Here is an 18,162-nt window from a genome sequence, read left to right on the forward strand (position 1 = left end):
ACCTATGGGTGCCCATCACGAAAGGGGAAGTATTTTGAAACCGGTAAGAGTAGGCATTTGTGGGTTAGGTACGGTCGGTGGCGGTACATTTAACGTCTTAACACGTAACGCTGATGACATTAGCCGTCGTGCTGGCCGCCCGATTGTGATTGAGCAGGTTGCCCACCGCAGTATTCACCCTGACTGCGATATTACCGGCATTAATGCGACCTCTGACGTGTTTGAGGTGGCTAATAACCCTAACGTGGATGTGCTGGTAGAGCTGATTGGTGGCTACGATCTCGCTCGCGAGCTGGTGCTAACGGCGATTGAAAACGGCAAGCACGTTGTGACGGCCAACAAGGCCTTGATTGCTGTTCACGGTAATGAAATTTTCCGCGCCGCGCATAAGAAAGGCGTCATTGTTGCCTTTGAGGCGGCTGTGGCGGGCGGTATTCCGGTTATCAAATCGCTCCGCGAAGGTCTTGGTGCTAACCGTATCGAGTGGGTGGCGGGCATTATAAACGGCACCGGCAACTACATTCTTACCCATATGCGTGATGAAGGTCGCGCCTTTGAAGACGTGTTGGCTGAAGCTCAAGCGCTAGGTTATGCGGAGTCTGACCCCACTTTCGACGTGGAAGGTATTGATGCCGCCCATAAATTAACCATCCTGGCGTCTATTGCCTATGGCGTGCCGCTACAGTTTGATAAAGCCTTCACCGAAGGTATTTCTCGCATTACTGCAGAAGACGTCGAACAGGCCGATAACCTGGGTTACGTGATTAAACACTTGGGCATCTCTAAACGGACCGATCAAGGGCTAGAGCTCCGGGTTCACCCGACGTTGATTCCTAAAGAGCGCCTGCTGGCCAATGTGCACGGCGTTAAAAATGCGATTGCGGTGATGGGCGATGCGGTTGGCCCAACACTTTACTACGGCGCTGGCGCCGGTGCTGAGCCGACAGCGTCTGCCGTCGTGGCCGACCTGCTGGATGTTGCCCGCGATATCGCCACGGATCACCACTACCGGGTGCCTTACCTCGCGTTTAGTGGCATTGACGATGATGCCAGCCAACTGCCGATTATGCCGATGGAAGATATTACCACCGCGTATTATCTGCGTCTGTTGGCGGTGGATCGGCCGGGTGTGCTGGCGCGTGTTGCCACCATTCTGGCCGAGCAGGGCATCTCTATTGAGGCGCTGATCCAGAAAGAAGCCACTGAAGGTGAGTTGGTGCCGATCATTTTGCTGACGCATCGCACACAAGAGAAACAGATGAACGATGCTATCCGTGAAATCGAGTCCATGGCGGATATTGCTGGACCGGTTACCCGTATTCGCGTTGAAAGTCTGAGCGAAGGGGAGTAACTCATGCGTTATATCAGTACGCGCGGCCAAGCGCCCGCGCTCTCCTTTGAAGAGGTCGTGTTGACCGGAATGGCCAGCGACGGCGGACTTTATGTGCCGGAAACGCTGCCCGAGTTTTCTAAGCAAGAGCTGGCCAGCATGGCTGGCCTTTCCTACGCTGAGATTGCGTTTCGGGTCATGAAGCCGTTTGTAAATGGTGAAATTGACGACGATACCTTCCGTCGCTTGGTGACAGAAGCTTACGCCACGTTCAATCATGACGCCGTTGTGCCGTTAAAGCAGTTGGATGCCAATCACTTTTTGCTAGAACAGTTCCACGGCCCAACGCTGGCGTTTAAAGATGTCGCGCTGCAGCTGTTAGGGCGGCTGTTGGATCATTTCCTGAAAAAGCGTGGTGAACGTGCCGTTATTATGGGTGCCACCTCAGGGGATACCGGTTCCGCGGCCATTGAAGGCTGTCGCCACTGCGATAACCTCGATATTTTTATTCTCCACCCGCATAACCGCGTGTCTGAAGTGCAGCGCCGTCAGATGACCTCGGTGCTCGCCAACAACGTCTTCAATATTGCTATCGAAGGCAATTTTGATGATGCCCAGGCAATGGTGAAGGCAAGCTTTGCTAATCAAGATTTCCTGAACGGCACGCGCTTGGTAGCGGTGAACTCGATCAACTGGGCGCGCATTATGGCGCAGATCGTTTACTACATCGCTGCTGGCGTTGCATTGGGTGCGCCACAGCGGGAAGTGAGCTTCTGCGTTCCGTCGGCTAACTTCGGCAACGTCTTCGCAGGTTACATGGCGTTTAAGATGGGGCTGCCGGTGAAGCAGTTCATTATTGCCACTAATGCCAACGACATTCTGCATCGCACGCTTGCCGCCAATGATTTCTCCAAGAAAGAGTTGGCTGCGACCCTCGCGCCGTCAATGGATATCGTTGTTTCGTCAAACTTTGAGCGTTTGCTGTTTGATGCGTACGACCGTGATGGTGCCGCTGTGGCAGCGCTACTGGAACGCTTCCAGCAAGCGCCTACCGCGCTTGCCGATGCACCGCTGGCCAAGCTGCGCGAAAAATTCGCCAGCCATAGCGTTGATGATGCGACCATTCTGGAAGTCATTCGTGAAGCCCATCACCGTACTGGGGAGATCCTAGACCCCCATACGGCCACTGGCTATCGCGCTGCAGAGCGCGCACGAGTGGATACCACGACGCCGGTGATTACGCTTGCTACCGCGCATCCGGCGAAATTCGCTGAAGCCGTGGTTAAGGCAGGTTTCCAGGGTGTGCCGTTGCCGACTCATATGGATGATTTGCTTGAGCGCGAAGAGCGTTACACGGTGCTGCCCGCTGAGCTGAGTGCCGTGCAGCAGTTTGTCGCTGACAATCGGCGCTGAGGCGTCATGGCCGACGAACCAGCACTCACGCAGCAGAACGCCAACCAGCCACGCTTAGAGCCTCGTCCACTGGACGAGGCTATCTATGTGCGTGCCCAAGCGGAAGGCTTAAGCGAGCTACAGGCGCGGCTATTGGCCTCACGTCTACCGGGCTATAAGGGCGAGCTCGCACCACTGGTGGCGCCGAGCTTGCGCTACTTGGCGCATCCAGAAAAGCTAGCCGATGGCAGCCGTGCCGCTGAACGTATTGCCCAGGCAGTGGCAGAAGGGGAATCCATCGGTATTCTTACCGATTACGATGTGGACGGCATCACCTCCCACGTGGTGATTCGACGTACGTTGGTGGAGCTGTTTGGCGTACCCGAACACAAGTTACATAGCTTGATTGGCCACCGTATCCACGATGGCTATGGCATTAGCCTGCCGCTGGTGGAGCGCACGCTTGGTTTAAAACCGCTGCCCTCGTTGGTGATTACTGCCGACTGTGGCAGCTCAGATGAGCCGCGAATCGCACGCTTGAAAGCTGCTGGTATTGATGTGGTGGTCAGCGACCACCACGCACTGCCGCTGGAAGGCCCACCGCTTTCTGCCTATGCCTGTGTTAATCCAACACGCAGTGATTGTGATTATCCCGATAAAACGATCGCCGGCTGTATGGTGGCATGGCTTTTGATGTCGCTCGCCCGCGGCGTATTGATTGAGTGGGGGGCACTGCCTGATGCGACACCTAAACTCTCACCGTGGCTTTCTTACGTCGCGCTGGGCACCGTAGCGGACTGTGTTTCGCTGGGTGGTAGTCCGGCTAACCGCGCAGTGGTGAACTACGGATTAACGCTGATCAACCGTATGGACGCTGCCTGTTGGCGTGCCATGGCGGCGCGGCTTGGGGCAGATAGTGTGCCATTTAACGCTGAAACGCTGGCGTTCCAAATGGGTCCACGAATTAACGCTCGCTCACGGTTGGATGACCCCTATGCGGCGTTAAACTTTATGCTCGCGGAAAGCGATAGTGTCGCCAATCGTCAGCTAGAAGTGCTTGATCAAGACAACCAATCCCGCAAGGCGATTGAAGCGGACATGGCCGAAGAAGCGCGTGCGCTTGCCGTTTCGTCGCTGGAGGCTAATGAGCCTGCAGTGGTGGTACTGTTGGAGGATGGCCACCCCGGTGTGCAAGGTATTGTCGCTTCGCGGTTAGTGCAGGCCTATGGCCGCCCGGCGTTGGTGCTAACCCGCGCGGCGGCGCCCAATATGTTGACCGGTTCTGGGCGCTCGATTGATGGTCTGCACCTACGGGATGCGCTGCAGCGTACCTTTGAGCTAGCCCCTGAATCGCTACCGCGCTTTGGTGGCCACAGTGGGGCGGCGGGTGTCGGCGTACCAAGAGAGCAGTTAGCAGCCTTTAAAGCGGCATTTTTGCAGGCCGTTGGTGAGCAGTTGGGCGATACACCGCTTTACCCGCGGCTATGGACAGATGGCGAGCTCTCTACGTCGCAGCTATCGCTGCTAACGCTAAGCGAAGTTGAAGCGCTTGGTCCTTATGGGCGTGAGTTTGACCCACCACTGTTTGAAGGGCGCTTTATTGTTGAAGCACTGCGCCCAGTCGGCGCTGAAGGTGCTCACCTGATGATGGAGCTTTCCATGGGCGCGGTGACCAGCAAAGCGATTTGGTTCCGCGCGTTAACCCCGGGGGAGCTCCCCTCCTTTAGCGTGGGCGACACGCTGCACTGCGCCTATAAGCTCAATCGCAACCGCTGGCGAGGACGAGAGTCATTGCAGTTGATGGTAGAGCACGCCAGCCCCGTCTAATCCTCGTTGCTATTCGCGGATTTTAGTCAGTGGACAACATCGTTTGATGGTTGAATAAGACAGGAAACTTGGTATGTCAGACTCGCTTAGTGGTAGCCATGTGGCTGCCAGACCGTCACGTATCCTGTTTTTCCCGCTGGGGTGGGTGCTTGCCCATACAGTACGTTGTATCGAGATAGCCAAGGTGCTGCGCCAACGCGGGCACGAGGTGATTTTCGCGGGTGATGATCCTAACCATCCCAGCTCTCGCTTGAACCTTGTTCAGGAAGCTGGGTTTCCTCTGCTCTATGCTCGGGAGCCGAGTCTTCCTGATATATGGTCACGCTTTCAACGTCTTGGCTGGAAAGCCTCCTTTTGGGATATGGTGCACCTACGCTATTGGGCGCCTCTGACCAAGATTATTGAGTCCCAACTGCAGGCTATCGAACAGGTCAAACCTGATCTGGTGGTGGGTGATGCCACGGTAAGTGCCAGTACCGCTGCGTACATTGCTGGCGTCCCGTGTGCTGGCATCATGAATGGCTATGCCGCGAGACTGCTAACGCCGCCAACACCGACCTACTACGCTGCTAAAGGCTTAGATCGCTATTTGCTGTCTGGTATCCGACGGCGACTTTATCAGAAGTATCAGCGGCCAGGCCGAAATGCCTTTGACATGCTCTATCACATGCCAATGATTTCGCCTGATTTACCAGGGCTCTATAGCTTGCCTAAACGGTTTAGCGATTATCATATGGTAGGGCCGATCTGCCCAGATCTAACGGCTCCGTTACCTGAATGGTTTGATGAACTCCAAGATGGCACGCCCAATATTTATATCACTATGGGGTCGACCGGGTTGTTAGAGCACTTCCTGCGCAGCACGTATCCAACGCTAGGAGCGCTGCCTTACCGTTTTATGGTGACCACCGGTGGTCAGGTAAGCGAAGAGGTGATGGATGCTGCCCCGAGTAATTTCCGTTTTACGCGCTATGCGCCTGGCTCGCAGCTCTTGGCGCATGCCCGAGCAATGCTATATCACGGTGGCAATGGCAGTATGTATCAGTCTTTAGCGGCGGGTGTGCCAATGTTGGCGCTGCCCGCCCACTATGAGCAGCGTCTCAATGCCCAAATTGGCGTGCGCCAAAAATTCGGCTTGCAGATGTCAGCGCGTAGAATTAATCCCAATAAACTGGTGCGTCAGCTAGAGCGGCTTATGCATGAGCCCGTATTTCGTCAATCTGCCCAGCGCTTTTCAAGCGCCGTGCAGAAAGCAAACGGGGCAGCCAATGCTGCCGATATACTAGAGCGAGCTCTGGAGCGTAGATGAAATCAGAGCTATTGAGCGCCAGAACGACGTTTTCCCTGCCCGGCGATTCTCTGTTAGGCCACTGACGTTGCAGAATCTCTTGGAATAAGTGCTTGAATACTTTTACAAAAGGATAGCCTCATGCGGGACGATCTGCCTACAGATCCGCATAAATACTATGAAGATATGATGGCCATGGTGCTTGGCACGCTGTTTGTTGCCTTAGGAGTGGCATTTTATACCCATTCAGTATTGATCACTGGCAGCACCGCTGGGCTGGCATTACTACTGAATTACGTGACTGGGTGGGGATTTGGCTTCTGGTTTTTTGCCATCAATTTACCCTTTTACTATTTGGCGATTAAGCGCATGGGGTGGAGTTTTACGCTGCGTACGTTTGCGGCAATTGGCTTAGTGTCGTTGTTTTCTGAACTCACCCAAGGCTGGGTGCAGTTCGCCAATGTCCCGTCGCTGTATGCTGCGTTGATGGGGGGCGCTTTAATGGGCATAGGCTTGCTGATGTTGTTCCGGCATCGCACCAGCCTTGGAGGAATTAATATTCTGGCGCTCTATTTGCAAGAAAAGCACGGGCTACGGGCAGGCTATGTGCAGTTGGGTATCGATGGGCTAATTTTGCTGGTGGCGCTGACTCAGCTACCGCTGGATCGCGTGGGTTACTCCGTGTTGGGAGCGCTGACGCTGAATTTGATTATTGCCTTGAATCACAAACCAGGGCGGTATATTGGTGTTAGTTAAATAGAACTAATGACTTAGACCGCTAAAGATGGCTTATCAAGCAGGGTAGATAACCGTCGATGCGCCAAGCCGGCTGTTACTGTTAAGGTCGACGTCGTAAAATTTAGTTAAAAAGTATGTCCCGCAAATAAGAGTCGGTTTCCAAACATATAAAGTAGGGCAGGGGACAATGCACCACGATAGTGTTTTATGCGAAACGGTAACAACCAACAGTGTGAATGGCCAACAGGGGCTTGCAGAGGCATTGAACCGGGCTAAGGGCTTGGCACCTCCGGTCAAGGTAACGCCTGTCTCATCCAGTAAAGGCATCGTGCATCGGCTGCGTTTGGCGCAGCATAATTTGCTTTCGGTCTGGCGGGAGGAAGATTACTCAATTCGTACCTCGCGCATGGCGCTGATGAAGCAAGACTATGTTCTGTGTAATAGCCCCGATACGGTTCGTCGCGTTTTTCTTGAGCAGCACGACAACTATGATCGTAAAAGTCCGCAAATGCGCCGTGCGCTGGAGCCGTTGCTTGATGATGGGTTGTTTGTCAGCGATGGCGATTTGTGGCGCCAGCGCCGACGCCAGTGCGCGCCATCGCTAACCAACGCTCTGTTACCCGGTTTCTGTACCACTATGACCGCCTCGGCGGAGGAGACTGCTAAGCGGTGGAGCCAGCATCCCGCTGATACGCCTATTGATATGCTGACTGAGATGGCTCATTTAACAGCGCGTATCATTGGCCGAACGATTTTTGGGGATGACACCACCGACGAAGAAGCAGAGCAAGTGGTGGCTGGTTTTACCGAATATCAGCGTCATTCTGAGCATTTAGACATGGCCAATATGCTGGGATTGCCATTTTTAAGTTTGCTAGGTAATCCGCTGCGACGATCGCGTACGCGCTATTCAGCAAAGCAAGTGCATGAAATTATTGACCGTATTATTGATCGCCATGCGCACAGGCCAGGACAAGGGCAGCATAGCCTGATTGAGAGCTTTATGACGTCTATGAAAGATGGCGAAGATAGTGGCTGTCCGATGGGCCGAAAAGCGGTGCGTAATGAGGCGATTGTTATGTTTATGGCAGGCCATGAAACGACGGCTAATGCATTAGCGTGGTGCTGGTACCTGCTTGATTATGATCCTCAGGCGATGGCGCGCCTGCAGCATGAGCTTGATGACGTGCTCGGTGGTAGAACGCCGTGCTACGAAGATGTCGCTAAGCTGCCTTACACGATGGCGGTATTTGAGGAAGCCATGCGGCTATATCCACCGGTACCCATGCTGAGCCGACAAGCGCGTGGGGAGGATAAGGTGCGCAATCGCGATGTGCGCGAAGGAACTGTGTTACTCGTATCCCCTTGGTTGCTGCATCGGCACCGTAAATTGTGGGAAGCGCCCGATCACTTTATTCCGGAGCGCTTTCTTCCCGAGGCCCCACGTCCAGATAAATTTGCTTATCTACCCTTTAGCGTGGGGCCACGTGTTTGTCTCGGCAAACGCTTTGGGCTTTATGAAGGCGTTCTCTGCTTGGCAACATTGGCACAGCATTTCACACCTAAACTAGTGACAGGCCACCAGGTGAGCATTGAGTGCCGGCTAACACTACGCCCACAAGGCGGCCTGCCCATGATGCTACAGTCACGCTGAAATGACTTACTTAGGCGCTCAGCCAAAACCACCATACGATAGCGGCGATAAGACCGATTCCTGCCAGGTTGATCAATAGGCTCATAAGGCCTCCTGTTGGGCGGGTTTCCAAAGCCTTAAGCGGTTGGCGTTGCTCACCACGGTGATTGACGATAGTGACATGGCCGCACCGGCAATGATGGGTGACAGCAGCATGCCGGTGAAGGGGTAAAGCACGCCAGCAGCAATCGGGATGCACAGTACGTTATAGCCAAAGGCCCCGACTAGGTTCTGCTTGATGTTGGTGAGCGTCGCCCGGCTTAATTCGATAGCCGTAGCCACACCATGCAGCGAACCGCGCATCAAGGTAATTCCAGCGCTCTCCATCGCGATGTCGGTGCCCTGGCCGATGGCAAAGCCAACGTTGGCACGTGCCAGTGCGGGGGCATCATTAATGCCGTCTCCCACCATGCCAACGACCTCTCCTGCCTGCTGGCGACGCTCAATTTCCGTGTGTTTATCATCTGGCGTCATGCCTGCTTTAAACTCACTAATGCCTACTTCCCGTGCCACGGCGGCCGCAGTGTGTTGATTATCTCCGGTAAGCATGACGACGGTTAAGCCATCTTCTTGTAAGCGTTTCACTGCGGCGGCCGCGTCAGCACGTAACGGGTCACTGATGCCGAATAGGGCGGCTAGCTTGCCATTGGCTGCCAGGTATACCAATGAGCGTGCTTTCGCCTCTAGCTGGCGTACGCTCTCTTCGGCAGGGGTTAGGTCCACGCCAGCCTCTTCTAGTAGGCGTGCATTGCCCAGCAGCAGTGAGTCGCCTGCTTGGGTGTTACCTTTCACGCCGCCACCGGTGACGCTATCAAACGTACCCAGTGTTTCAGCGGGGGCATTATGCGCTTGCGCATAAGCTGTTAATGCATTGGCTAACGGATGTTCCGAACGACTTTCCAGTGCGGCCACCCAGGCGAGCACTTGCGAAGAGTCATTATGTAGCACAGTCGCATCGGTCACTTGAGGCTTGCCCTCAGTCAGCGTGCCGGTCTTGTCCACCACCAAGGTGGTGATTTGGCTGGCGGTCTGTAGCGCTTCACCGCTTCTTACCAGCACGCCGTGCTCGGCGGCTTTACCCACCCCAATCATGGTGGAAATGGGGGTTGCCAGCCCTAAGGCGCAGGGGCAGGCGATAATTAGTACCGTGGTGGCGGCCACCAGCATGTGGATCATCACGGGAGCGGGGCCGATGTTAAACCAGATCAGTGCGGTTAGTATGGCGATGATCATCACGCTGGGAACAAAAAGTCCCGATACCTTATCGGCCAGTTCACCAATTGGCGGACGGGAGTTTTGTGCGCTGGCGACCTGTTCGGTGATACGACCCAGGCGGGTGTCGCTGCCCACGCGAGTGGCGCGATAGACCAAGCTGCCATTGCCGTTAACAGTACCCGCGCTGACGTCGTCATCCGCGTTTTTATGAACGGGCAGCGGTTCACCGGTCAGCATGGACTCATCAATATAGCTTTGACCATCGAGTACGCTGCCATCCACGGGCAGTCGTTCGCCGGGGCGTACGCGGATATGATCGCCTATCACTACGTCGTCAACAGGCAACTCCTGCTCTTGGCCGTTACGGATCACCCGTGCAGTTTTCTCCTGCAGGTCTAGCAGGCGCTTTAATGCACTGCTAGTGCGCCCACGGGCACGCAGCTCCATGGCGTTGCCGAGCAGGATAAGCCCCACTACCATGGCCGATGCTTCAAAGTAGATGCCTTGAGTGACCTCGGGCAGCCAAGGAGCAAACGCCACAACCATCATTGAATACAGCCAAGCGGTACCGGTGCCCATGGCCACGAGCGTGTCCATATTGGCCTGGTGGAGCTTGAACTGCTTCCAAGCGTTGGTAAAAAAGTGCCGCCCTGGAAATGCCAGAATAGCCAGGGTGAGTAGACCAATGACCAGCCAATAAAGACGCCCCATTCCCATAGGGTGCGGGTGGTAAACAAACATGCTCAGCATGAGCGGAATAGCCAGCGCCAAGGACAGCATGCTACCGCGCAGGCGCTGGCGATAGGTTGCGGCCTCTTGAGACTCGCGAATGCGTTCGGCCTCGCGCATGTCGACAATGGGCTCGGCGTGGTAGCCTGCTGCCGCCACCGCGTTAATCAGAGCCTCGCGCTCAACGTTGCCAGTTACTTGGGCGGTATGGGTGCCAAAGTTCACCGAGGCGTTGGTAACGCCTGGAGTGTTGGCCAACGCTTTTTCGACGCTATTCACACAGCCTGCGCAGGTCATGCCACTAATCAATAGTCGCTGCTGGGGCGCGCTGGTCAATGCCTCATACTCAGCCGTCTGCATATCGGCAGCTTGCGCCGTATCACTCTGCGCAGATGGGTGAGTCTCGCTGCTGGAGGCCCCCGGCGGATAGCCCGCCTCACTCAATGTGCTATCCAGCACATCGTTTGCTAACGTACTGGTAACTTCCAAGCGTTTTTCTGCGGGAAAGCCTTCTACGTAGGCGTTAGGGTCAACCGCTTGAACCGCCTCGCGCATGCGCTTAACGCAGCCCTGGCAGGTCATACCCGGCACAGTACGACTCAGTGTTTGTGGCTGCAGGGTGCGTGGCTGCATGATGCCTCCTCGGGAAAACTCTCAATTAAACGACATAGGCTATGACCGTCTGGTATGCCATTGGGCATGTGTTGCCAGCTCTCTAAAGCCTGTTCCATGCGCTGGGCGAGTGCTTCAAGTTCGGCAATGCGTGCGCGGATTTGTGGTAGTCGGTGGGCAAGTAGGTCACGCACCAATGGACATGGCGAGTCTCCTTGATCGGCGTGAGCCAGGATGTCGCGAATCTCAGCTACACTAAAGCCGAGCTTGCGTGCTCGTTGAATAAAGTGCAGTCGCTCTAAGTCAGTAGTTGAAAATAACTGGTAACCGTTCTCAGGGTGGCGTGTTGGTGCCAGCAACCCCTCACGGGTGTAATGACGAACCGTTTCTGCGGTAACGCTACCGCGTTTGGCAAGTTCGCCGACCTTCATCGTTCCAGGCTGCATAACGTCCTCGGCATGGAAGTTGGGATGTTTTTTTAGTGTAAAACCTATGGGTAACACATAGGTCAAGCGATATTGATGCCTTCAGTCGAAATGACTAAAACACTGATTTAAAACAACCGTTCGACTAATGTATAAGTCAAAACTGGAATAAAACGCTCGTTTGCCCTTGATCCCAAGCGGCCATTGGGCGAAAACTGAGGTGTTAGAACAAAGCAGGTGGATGGAAGTATCCATCGGATCATCGGGAAGAGAGGCCCACTATGCATAATAAATTTAAAAAGCTCACCTTGGCGGCCGCAGTCGCATCAGTCGCATCCGTTGCTTTTGTCGGTCAGGCGCAAGCAGGCGGTTATCAAATTAATGAGCAGAGCGTCAGCGGGCAGGGGTATGGCCATGCAGGGCGTAGCTCAAATGTGCATGATGCAACTATTGTGTACGGTAACCCGGCGGGTATGTCGTTTCTTGATCGCGCCCAAATTACAGTAGGTGGCACGTTCCTAAGCGTGAATAGCGACATTTCTAATGTCCGTGCCTCTCAGAGCAGCCCTGCTTTCTTGCAGGCGACAGGCGGCGCAACAGATACGCTACCCGTGACAGGCTCCAACGACGGCGATATGGTGCCAGGTACATTAGTTCCCTTCGCCTTTTATGCACACCCTGTTAACGAGCAACTAGCATTCGGTTTTGGCGTCTATGCGCCATTTGGTTCTAAAACCGAATACGAAAATGACTTTCAGGGGCGTAACCAGGGTAATTACACTGAAGTGAAAGTGATGACGGCTCAGCCGACGGTTTCTTATCGCTTCAACGAGCAGTGGTCTGTTGGTGCGGGTCTTACCTATAACCGCGTAGAGGGTGAACTGCGCCGTCAGGTGCCAGTGGCAACACCAATGGGTCTTTCTGAAGTGGATTCACGTGTCGAAGGTGATGATGAGGCCTGGGGTTATAACTTGGGTGTCATCTATCAGCCTGTCCCTGAAACTACCTTTGGTTTAACGTACCGTTCAAAAGTAGATTTCAATCTAGAAGGCAGCTTTGCGGCGAACTCACCTGTGCTGGATCAGCTAGGGATCGGCACAGTAACAGATACGGCAGCGTTGGATTTAACAACGCCCGAAACAGTCAATTTCTCGCTGACCCAGCAAATGAGCGACAAGCTGAAGTTGATGTTCGGTGTTTCCTGGGCACGCTGGAGTCGCTTTGACCAGATTCTGGTTACCGGCACCGAGCGTGGTGTGATTACCAACGAGCAGCAGAACTACTCTAATGCGTGGGCATTCTCTACCGGTGGCGAGTATCAGTTAACGCCAACACTAGCACTGCGTGCTGGGGTGGCGCTTGACTTTACACCCACCCAAGATGCCACGCGCAGCGTGCGTATTCCCTCTGACGACCGCCGTATTTTCTCGATTGGTGCAGGCTGGAGCCCGACGCCAGACTTGACTTTGGACGTTGCCTACTCGTACCTGACCGAGCGCAGCACCCATGTTGATCAAAGCAAAACCGATAGCTTCACCGTGGCTGGGCAGCAAACGCCGCCGATTACCTCTAACTACTCGGCCGACTACAAAAACGAAGCCCATGGCTTCGGTGCTCAGCTTACCTATCGCTTCTGATCATAAGCTGACTGTTTGACTCGCTTTACCTATAAACCCGGCGTAAGCCGGGTTTTTTTGCATGGCGATCGTTTTTCAGGGTGGGTGCGGTAAGCGTTGGCTTTCGTTACAATGCGTCTCAGAATTTCGCCGCTGGGGCGGCTAGCGTTGGCGTTTTTAAGCCTAAGCGCTTAGCTGCCCCAGCGGCGCCTGTCTCTTTTGAACCGTGCGATACTGACCAAGGCTAGGCGATCCATGTTGGAAACTAACCCGATTCATAACCAGATCAAGGACCTGTCTGAGCGGACAGACGTTCTTAGGGGGTATCTTTGACTATGCCGAACGCAAAGATCGGCTAGAAGAAGTATCCCGCGAACTTGAAGACCCTAATGTCTGGAACAATCCAGACTATGCCCAGAAGCTGGGTAAAGAGCGCGCATCGCTTGAAGCGATTGTCGCCACCATCGATGAGCTTGATCAGGGCCTGGCTGACAGCCGCGACCTGCTTGAACTTGCTGAGATGGAAGAGGATGAAGGCACCGTTGATGAGGTGCGCAAAGAGCTCGATGGTCTACAAGTGGCACTGGAAAAGCTCGAGTTTCGTCGCATGTTTTCCGGTGAAATGGATGAGAACAACGCCTATCTGGATATCCAGTCGGGGTCGGGCGGTACCGAAGCTCAAGACTGGGCGAATATTCTGCTGCGTATGTACTTACGCTGGGCAGAGAGCCACGGTTTCAAAGCAGAAATTATCGAAATTTCTGCCGGTGAAGTAGCCGGCATTAAATCGGCGTCGCTGCACATTCAAGGTGACTATGCCTTCGGGTGGTTGCGCACCGAAACAGGTGTTCACCGTTTAGTGCGTAAAAGCCCGTTTGATTCAGGCGGCCGCCGTCATACGTCGTTTGCATCGGTATTTCTGTCGCCGGAAATTGACGACAGCTTTGAGGTTGAGATTAACCCCTCTGACCTGCGAGTAGACACTTACCGCTCCAGCGGTGCAGGTGGTCAGCACGTTAACACCACCGACTCAGCGGTAAGGATTACCCACGAGCCGAGCGGTATTGTGGTGGCATGTCAGAATCAGCGCAGCCAGCACGCCAACCGTGACTTCGCCATGAAGCAGTTGAAAGCGAAGTTGTGGGAACACGAAATGCAAAAGCGCAATGCGGCCAAGCAGGAAGCGGAAGACTCTAAAGCCGATATCGGCTGGGGTAGCCAAATTCGCTCGTATGTACTGGACGATCAGCGCATTAAAGACCTGCGTACCGGCGTTCAGTCTAGCAACTGCGACAAAGTGCTCGACGGCGATTTAGATCAGTTTATCGTCGCCAGTCTAAAGCAGGGTTTGTAATTTTTTTAGCGTTTGAACATTGAACAGGGTGCCCGATGGCTAACCAAGACGCGTCTTCTCTCGATAACGAAAACCACCTAATCGCTGAGCGCCGTGCCAAGCTCGCGGCTCGCCGTGAGCGCGCCGCTGAGCAAGGTAAAAGCGCTTTCCCGAACGATTTTCGCCGTGACAGCCTCACGGTTGAGCTACACAACCTGCTAGGCGAAAAGGATAAAGCGGAGCTTGAAACGCTTGATCATCAAGCGTCGGTGGCTGGTCGCGTCATGCGTAAGCGTGGCCCGTTTATCGTGATTCAAGATGTGGCTGGCCAAATCCAGCTCTACGTAGATAAAAAGGGCTTGCCTGCTGACGTGCTTGAGGACATCAAAGGGTGGGATATCGGTGATATCGTCGCCGCCCGTGGTCCCGTGCATAAATCGGGTAAGGGCGACCTTTACGTGATGATGGTAGAAGCGCAGCTATTGACCAAGAGCCTGCGTCCGCTGCCGGATAAGTTTCACGGCCTGACCGATCAGGAAGCGCGCTATCGCCAGCGCTACGTAGATCTGATCATGAACCCGCAGTCGCGTAAGGTATTTGAAACTCGCGCAGCGGTAATCAGCTCCATGCGTCGCTTCTTTGAAGCTCGCGGTTTTATGGAAGTTGAAACGCCGATGCTACAGCCGATTCCCGGCGGTGCGGCAGCACGGCCGTTTGTTACTCACCATAATGCGCTGGACATTGATATGTACCTGCGCATTGCACCAGAACTCTATCTCAAGCGTCTGGTGGTAGGTGGTTTCGAAAAGGTTTTTGAAATCAACCGTAATTTCCGTAACGAAGGGTTATCGACACGACATAACCCTGAGTTCACCATGGTTGAATTCTATTGGGCCTACGCGGATTATCGTGACCTGCTCGATATGACCGAAGCCATGCTGCGCACGGCGGCCCAAGAAGTGCTGGGCACTACGATGATCGAGTACCAAGGCGCTAGCTACGACTTTGGGAAACCGTTTCAGCGCCTAACACTGCGCCAAGCGATTCTTGATCATGGCGATGGCATCACCGATGCGGATTTGGATACGCTGGAAGCCGCACAAGCGGTTGCAGAAAAGCTGGGCATTAAAGTGAAGGAGAGCTGGGGACTGGGTAAAGTTCAGACCGAGATCTTCGAAGAGGTGGCCGAGCACAAGCTGGACCAGCCGACGTTTATTACTGAATACCCCGCAGAAGTTAGCCCGCTGGCGCGTCGTAACGATGCTGATCCTTTCGTTACCGACCGTTTTGAGTTCTTTGTCGGTGGCCGAGAAATTGCCAACGGTTTCTCGGAGCTTAATGACGCCGAAGATCAAGCTGAACGCTTCCGTGAACAAGCCGCCGAGAAAGATGCCGGTGACCTGGAGGCGATGTATTTTGACGCTGACTACGTGCGCGCGTTGGAGTATGGCTTACCGCCAACGGCGGGTGAGGGTATTGGTATTGACCGTTTAGTGATGCTGTTTACCGATAGCCCCTCTATTCGGGACGTACTGCTGTTCCCAGCGATGCGCCCCGAAGCTAGCGAGTAACGGCTTCTCGACATCTGAAAGACGCCTTTAGACAATGGCGTGCGGTACGAAGCAGCTGGAGTCCTTGGTGATTTTGCCAACGTCTTCACGAATACCAATGCCGCACGCCTTGTCACCGACTACCCAACTGCCGATCAGGGCATGCCGCTCACCAAAACGCGGCAGTGGGTGGTAGGCCTGCAAAATACGCGGGTTGTCGGTATAGGGGCCATCAACGGCTTCGTACTGGCCACTCGTGGTCATCAGCTCAATATTGCTACCTTCCCGAGAGAAAAACGGTTTGCGCACCCAGCCAGGTGTCAGCGACGTGCCATCACTAGTGTCAAAATACGCCGGTAACAGGTTGGGGTGACCTTCATGCCATTGCCATAGCAACGGCAGGATGCCCTTATTGCTGAGAATGGCTTTCCACGGCGGCTCGAACCAGTGGGTCTGCATCATGGGCAGCAGCTCACCAAAAAGGTCATCACTCATCTCTTCCCAGGGATAGAGCTTAAACAGTGCGCGGATGGGCCGGTTTTCCAGATCAACAAAACAGCCGTGGTCGGTGTTGGGTTGATAGCCGATGTCTTCGATATGGATAAAGGGCGCATTCAGCCCCGCTTGTAAGGCACAGTCCTGCAGGTAAGCAACCGTGGCGCGATCCTCTACATGGGCTTTGATGGAGGCGAAGTGCAGTGCCGGAGAGGCTGGTGGATCGCGCTCAAGGCGCTGCCCGATATGGGCGAGGGCAGCAATCATGCGTTCCTGGATCGAATTGAATTGGTCGGCGTGGGCAGGCAGTAGGCGCTGTTCGATCACCTGCTCAAGCCACAGCCACTGAAAGAAGCCCGCCTCGTAAATGCTGGTGGGGGTATCGTAGTTAAGCTCTAGCAGTTTGGCAGGTCCATTACCGCTATAGGCAAAATCCATACGCCCATAGAGGTGTGGCTGGCCATCGTGCCAGGAGGCACGAATAACGCCCCACATTTGTTCTGGAATATTTAACTGGTGAAGCAGGGCATCAGACTGGCAGACCCGATCAACGGCATCCATACACATCTCGTGCAGCGCCTCGGTGGGGTCCTCGATGTCGTGCTCGATCTGAGCCAGCGTAAACTGGTAATAGGCATCCTCGGTCCAGTAGGGCTCCCCTTCAATAGTATGGAAGTGAAACCCTAGCTGGTGCGCCAGTTCGCGCCATTGAGGGCGTTCAGTAATGGCAACGCGCAACATAAAACGGCTCCTTGCTGGCGCAGGTGAATGCGTCGAAAGATAGTAACCAAACGGTAGTTAGCTTAGGAGCCAAACCCACCCCGCGCGCTGGAGCGCGAACCGAACCCAGAGCGTTGGGTTGCCCGTTGGTTGGACTGCATAACCGATGAGCGGAAGGCCTTGTTACGTTGATCCACCCGTGAAGAAGCCGAAGACGACGCAGCGTTCCAGTCGCCGCGATTCTGACGGGTACGGTAGACCGGCTCCTGATACAGGCTTTGTACCCGCGCGCCATTGCGGTTGGCCATCATATTGCCAACCATATAGCCCATCAGTGCGGGACCAAACCAACTGCCACCTTGCCCCTGTTGAGCTGACTGGGGAGGGGGCTCACAGGCACCTTCGCCATGTACCTGCTCGCAAGCTTCTAAGGAGTCAAAGCGCGGAACCGCTTCAACGGCTGCCGTAAACGCTGCTTCACAGGCAGTGCGCGTGTAAATCTCGTCTGCTACGCACTCGTCGACGTTCTGGTAGGCCTTAGGCTCGGAGAAATTAATATCCGATAGCGTGTCCTGCGGCGGAGATGACTGACCACAGCCGGCTAACGCGGCTGTACCGGCCGCGCCCATCAAGGCCAGGGTTAGCCGCGAGCTGCGCTTGCGGCGCGGTGGCTGGTTAGATGATTGCATGAAAGTCTCCCCTTACCAGATCATAGACGCTGCGTTGAGCAGGCCAACCGCAATAGCGATAGTTGCCGCGAAAATGCCGTATGCCACGTGGCCATCGGTAATATGTCCGGAAAGGCTCTGGCCTTTGCTTTTCAACACCAGCTTGATGGCAAAGAAGGTAACGATCTGCACGATAAAAGCGATGATGCCCCAGGCGATAAAATCAATGAAGCTCACGCTGTTCGCCATAGCACTGTAGAGCGGTATGGTAAAACCTAGGGTAGCGCCGCCAAAGGCGGTTGCCGCAGCGGCGTTGCCTTCCTGGATCAGCTTCCATTCATGATGCGGGGTAATCTTACTGTACGCGACCATGAACGCTACCAGCAGGATGGCGGCGGTGATTAAGTAGGCGAAAAATGCTGGCAGGCCTGCCAAGTACATGCCGATATTGCCCATTATCGTTTCCTTTTTTAGTCGTCAAGCGTGAGTGGTGAATCGTTCGTGGTGAGCATAGGCTGGGAGTAACGACCA

14 protein-coding genes are annotated in these 18,162 nt (G+C 54.6%); 9 read left to right on the forward strand and 5 right to left on the reverse strand.

All coding sequences use genetic code 11. The annotated features are described in order from the left end of the window. Positions 1-34 precede the first annotated feature (34 nt). The 6 genes from HVE01_RS10960 to HVE01_RS10985 all read left to right on the forward strand — a co-directional run bounded on the left by HVE01_RS10960 (position 35) and on the right by HVE01_RS10985 (position 8,229). Positions 35-1,351 carry a homoserine dehydrogenase gene (locus HVE01_RS10960; RefSeq protein ID WP_125753415.1) on the forward strand — a complete coding sequence of 439 codons (1,317 nt, stop codon included), beginning with the start codon at positions 35-37 and terminating at the stop codon, positions 1,349-1,351. A gap of 3 nt (positions 1,352-1,354) precedes the next feature. Further along, the gene (gene thrC, locus HVE01_RS10965; RefSeq protein WP_125745359.1) at positions 1,355-2,743 is read left to right on the forward strand and encodes a threonine synthase; all 1,389 of its coding nucleotides are present in this window, start codon (positions 1,355-1,357) and stop codon (positions 2,741-2,743) included. 6 nt (positions 2,744-2,749) lie between these two features. After that, positions 2,750-4,549: a single-stranded-DNA-specific exonuclease RecJ gene (locus tag HVE01_RS10970; RefSeq protein WP_146944108.1), complete on the forward strand. Its 1,800-nt coding sequence runs from the start codon at positions 2,750-2,752 to the stop codon at positions 4,547-4,549. A 73-nt stretch (positions 4,550-4,622) separates the two neighbouring features. Continuing rightward, positions 4,623-5,858: a glycosyltransferase gene (locus tag HVE01_RS10975; RefSeq protein WP_146944110.1), complete on the forward strand. Its 1,236-nt coding sequence runs from the start codon at positions 4,623-4,625 to the stop codon at positions 5,856-5,858. A gap of 120 nt (positions 5,859-5,978) precedes the next feature. Then, on the forward strand, positions 5,979-6,593 hold the full coding sequence (locus HVE01_RS10980; protein ID WP_146944112.1) for a YitT family protein: 615 nt from the start codon (positions 5,979-5,981) through the stop codon (positions 6,591-6,593). A gap of 169 nt (positions 6,594-6,762) precedes the next feature. Continuing rightward, positions 6,763-8,229, forward strand: coding sequence for a cytochrome P450 (locus HVE01_RS10985; RefSeq protein ID WP_146944113.1), 1,467 nt, complete (start codon positions 6,763-6,765; stop codon positions 8,227-8,229). 81 nt (positions 8,230-8,310) lie between these two features. Here HVE01_RS10985 and HVE01_RS10990 read toward each other — a convergent pair whose 3' ends face one another. Both HVE01_RS10990 and HVE01_RS10995 read right to left on the reverse strand, forming a co-directional pair. After that, the gene (locus HVE01_RS10990; protein WP_146944115.1) at positions 8,311-10,845 is read right to left on the reverse strand and encodes a heavy metal translocating P-type ATPase; all 2,535 of its coding nucleotides are present in this window, start codon (positions 10,843-10,845) and stop codon (positions 8,311-8,313) included. Further along, entirely contained in the window at positions 10,812-11,255 is a 444-nt protein-coding gene (locus tag HVE01_RS10995; RefSeq protein ID WP_146944259.1) for a MerR family transcriptional regulator, read from the reverse strand. Before HVE01_RS10995 ends, HVE01_RS10990 begins: the two co-directional genes overlap by 34 nt. A 275-nt stretch (positions 11,256-11,530) precedes the next feature. Here HVE01_RS10995 and HVE01_RS11000 point away from each other — a divergent pair, with 275 nt between their 5' ends. The 3 genes from HVE01_RS11000 to lysS all read left to right on the forward strand — a co-directional run bounded on the left by HVE01_RS11000 (position 11,531) and on the right by lysS (position 15,769). Further along, entirely contained in the window at positions 11,531-12,886 is a 1,356-nt protein-coding gene (locus tag HVE01_RS11000) for an OmpP1/FadL family transporter (RefSeq protein ID WP_146944117.1), read from the forward strand. 234 nt (positions 12,887-13,120) lie between these two features. Beyond that, positions 13,121-14,219, forward strand: a protein-coding gene (prfB, locus tag HVE01_RS11005) for a peptide chain release factor 2 (protein ID WP_186808840.1) whose coding sequence is annotated in 2 segments (ribosomal slippage) — positions 13,121-13,195 and positions 13,197-14,219 — 1,098 coding nt in all. Because the reading frame shifts where the segments join, the coding sequence is not laid out codon by codon here. Positions 14,220-14,254: 35 nt separating this feature from the next. Continuing rightward, positions 14,255-15,769, forward strand: a complete 1,515-nt coding sequence (lysS, locus tag HVE01_RS11010) for a lysine--tRNA ligase (protein WP_146944119.1) — start codon at positions 14,255-14,257, stop codon at positions 15,767-15,769. Positions 15,770-15,796: 27 nt separating this feature from the next. On the opposite strand, the gene HVE01_RS11015 is transcribed toward lysS, so the two are convergent. The 3 genes from HVE01_RS11015 to HVE01_RS11025 all read right to left on the reverse strand — a co-directional run bounded on the left by HVE01_RS11015 (position 15,797) and on the right by HVE01_RS11025 (position 18,087). Further along, positions 15,797-16,984 carry a glutathionylspermidine synthase family protein gene (locus HVE01_RS11015; RefSeq protein WP_146944121.1) on the reverse strand — a complete coding sequence of 396 codons (1,188 nt, stop codon included), beginning with the start codon at positions 16,982-16,984 and terminating at the stop codon, positions 15,797-15,799. A 62-nt stretch (positions 16,985-17,046) separates the two neighbouring features. Continuing rightward, positions 17,047-17,652, reverse strand: a complete 606-nt coding sequence (locus tag HVE01_RS11020) for a DUF1190 domain-containing protein (RefSeq protein ID WP_125745380.1) — start codon at positions 17,650-17,652, stop codon at positions 17,047-17,049. A 12-nt stretch (positions 17,653-17,664) separates the two neighbouring features. Then, positions 17,665-18,087 carry a DUF350 domain-containing protein gene (locus HVE01_RS11025; protein WP_009724104.1) on the reverse strand — a complete coding sequence of 141 codons (423 nt, stop codon included), beginning with the start codon at positions 18,085-18,087 and terminating at the stop codon, positions 17,665-17,667. Between the last annotated feature and the right edge of the window lie 75 nt (positions 18,088-18,162).

The organism is Vreelandella venusta (genome assembly GCF_007989605.1).
In the GTDB taxonomy this organism is placed as follows: Bacteria; Pseudomonadota; Gammaproteobacteria; order Pseudomonadales; family Halomonadaceae; genus Vreelandella; species Vreelandella venusta.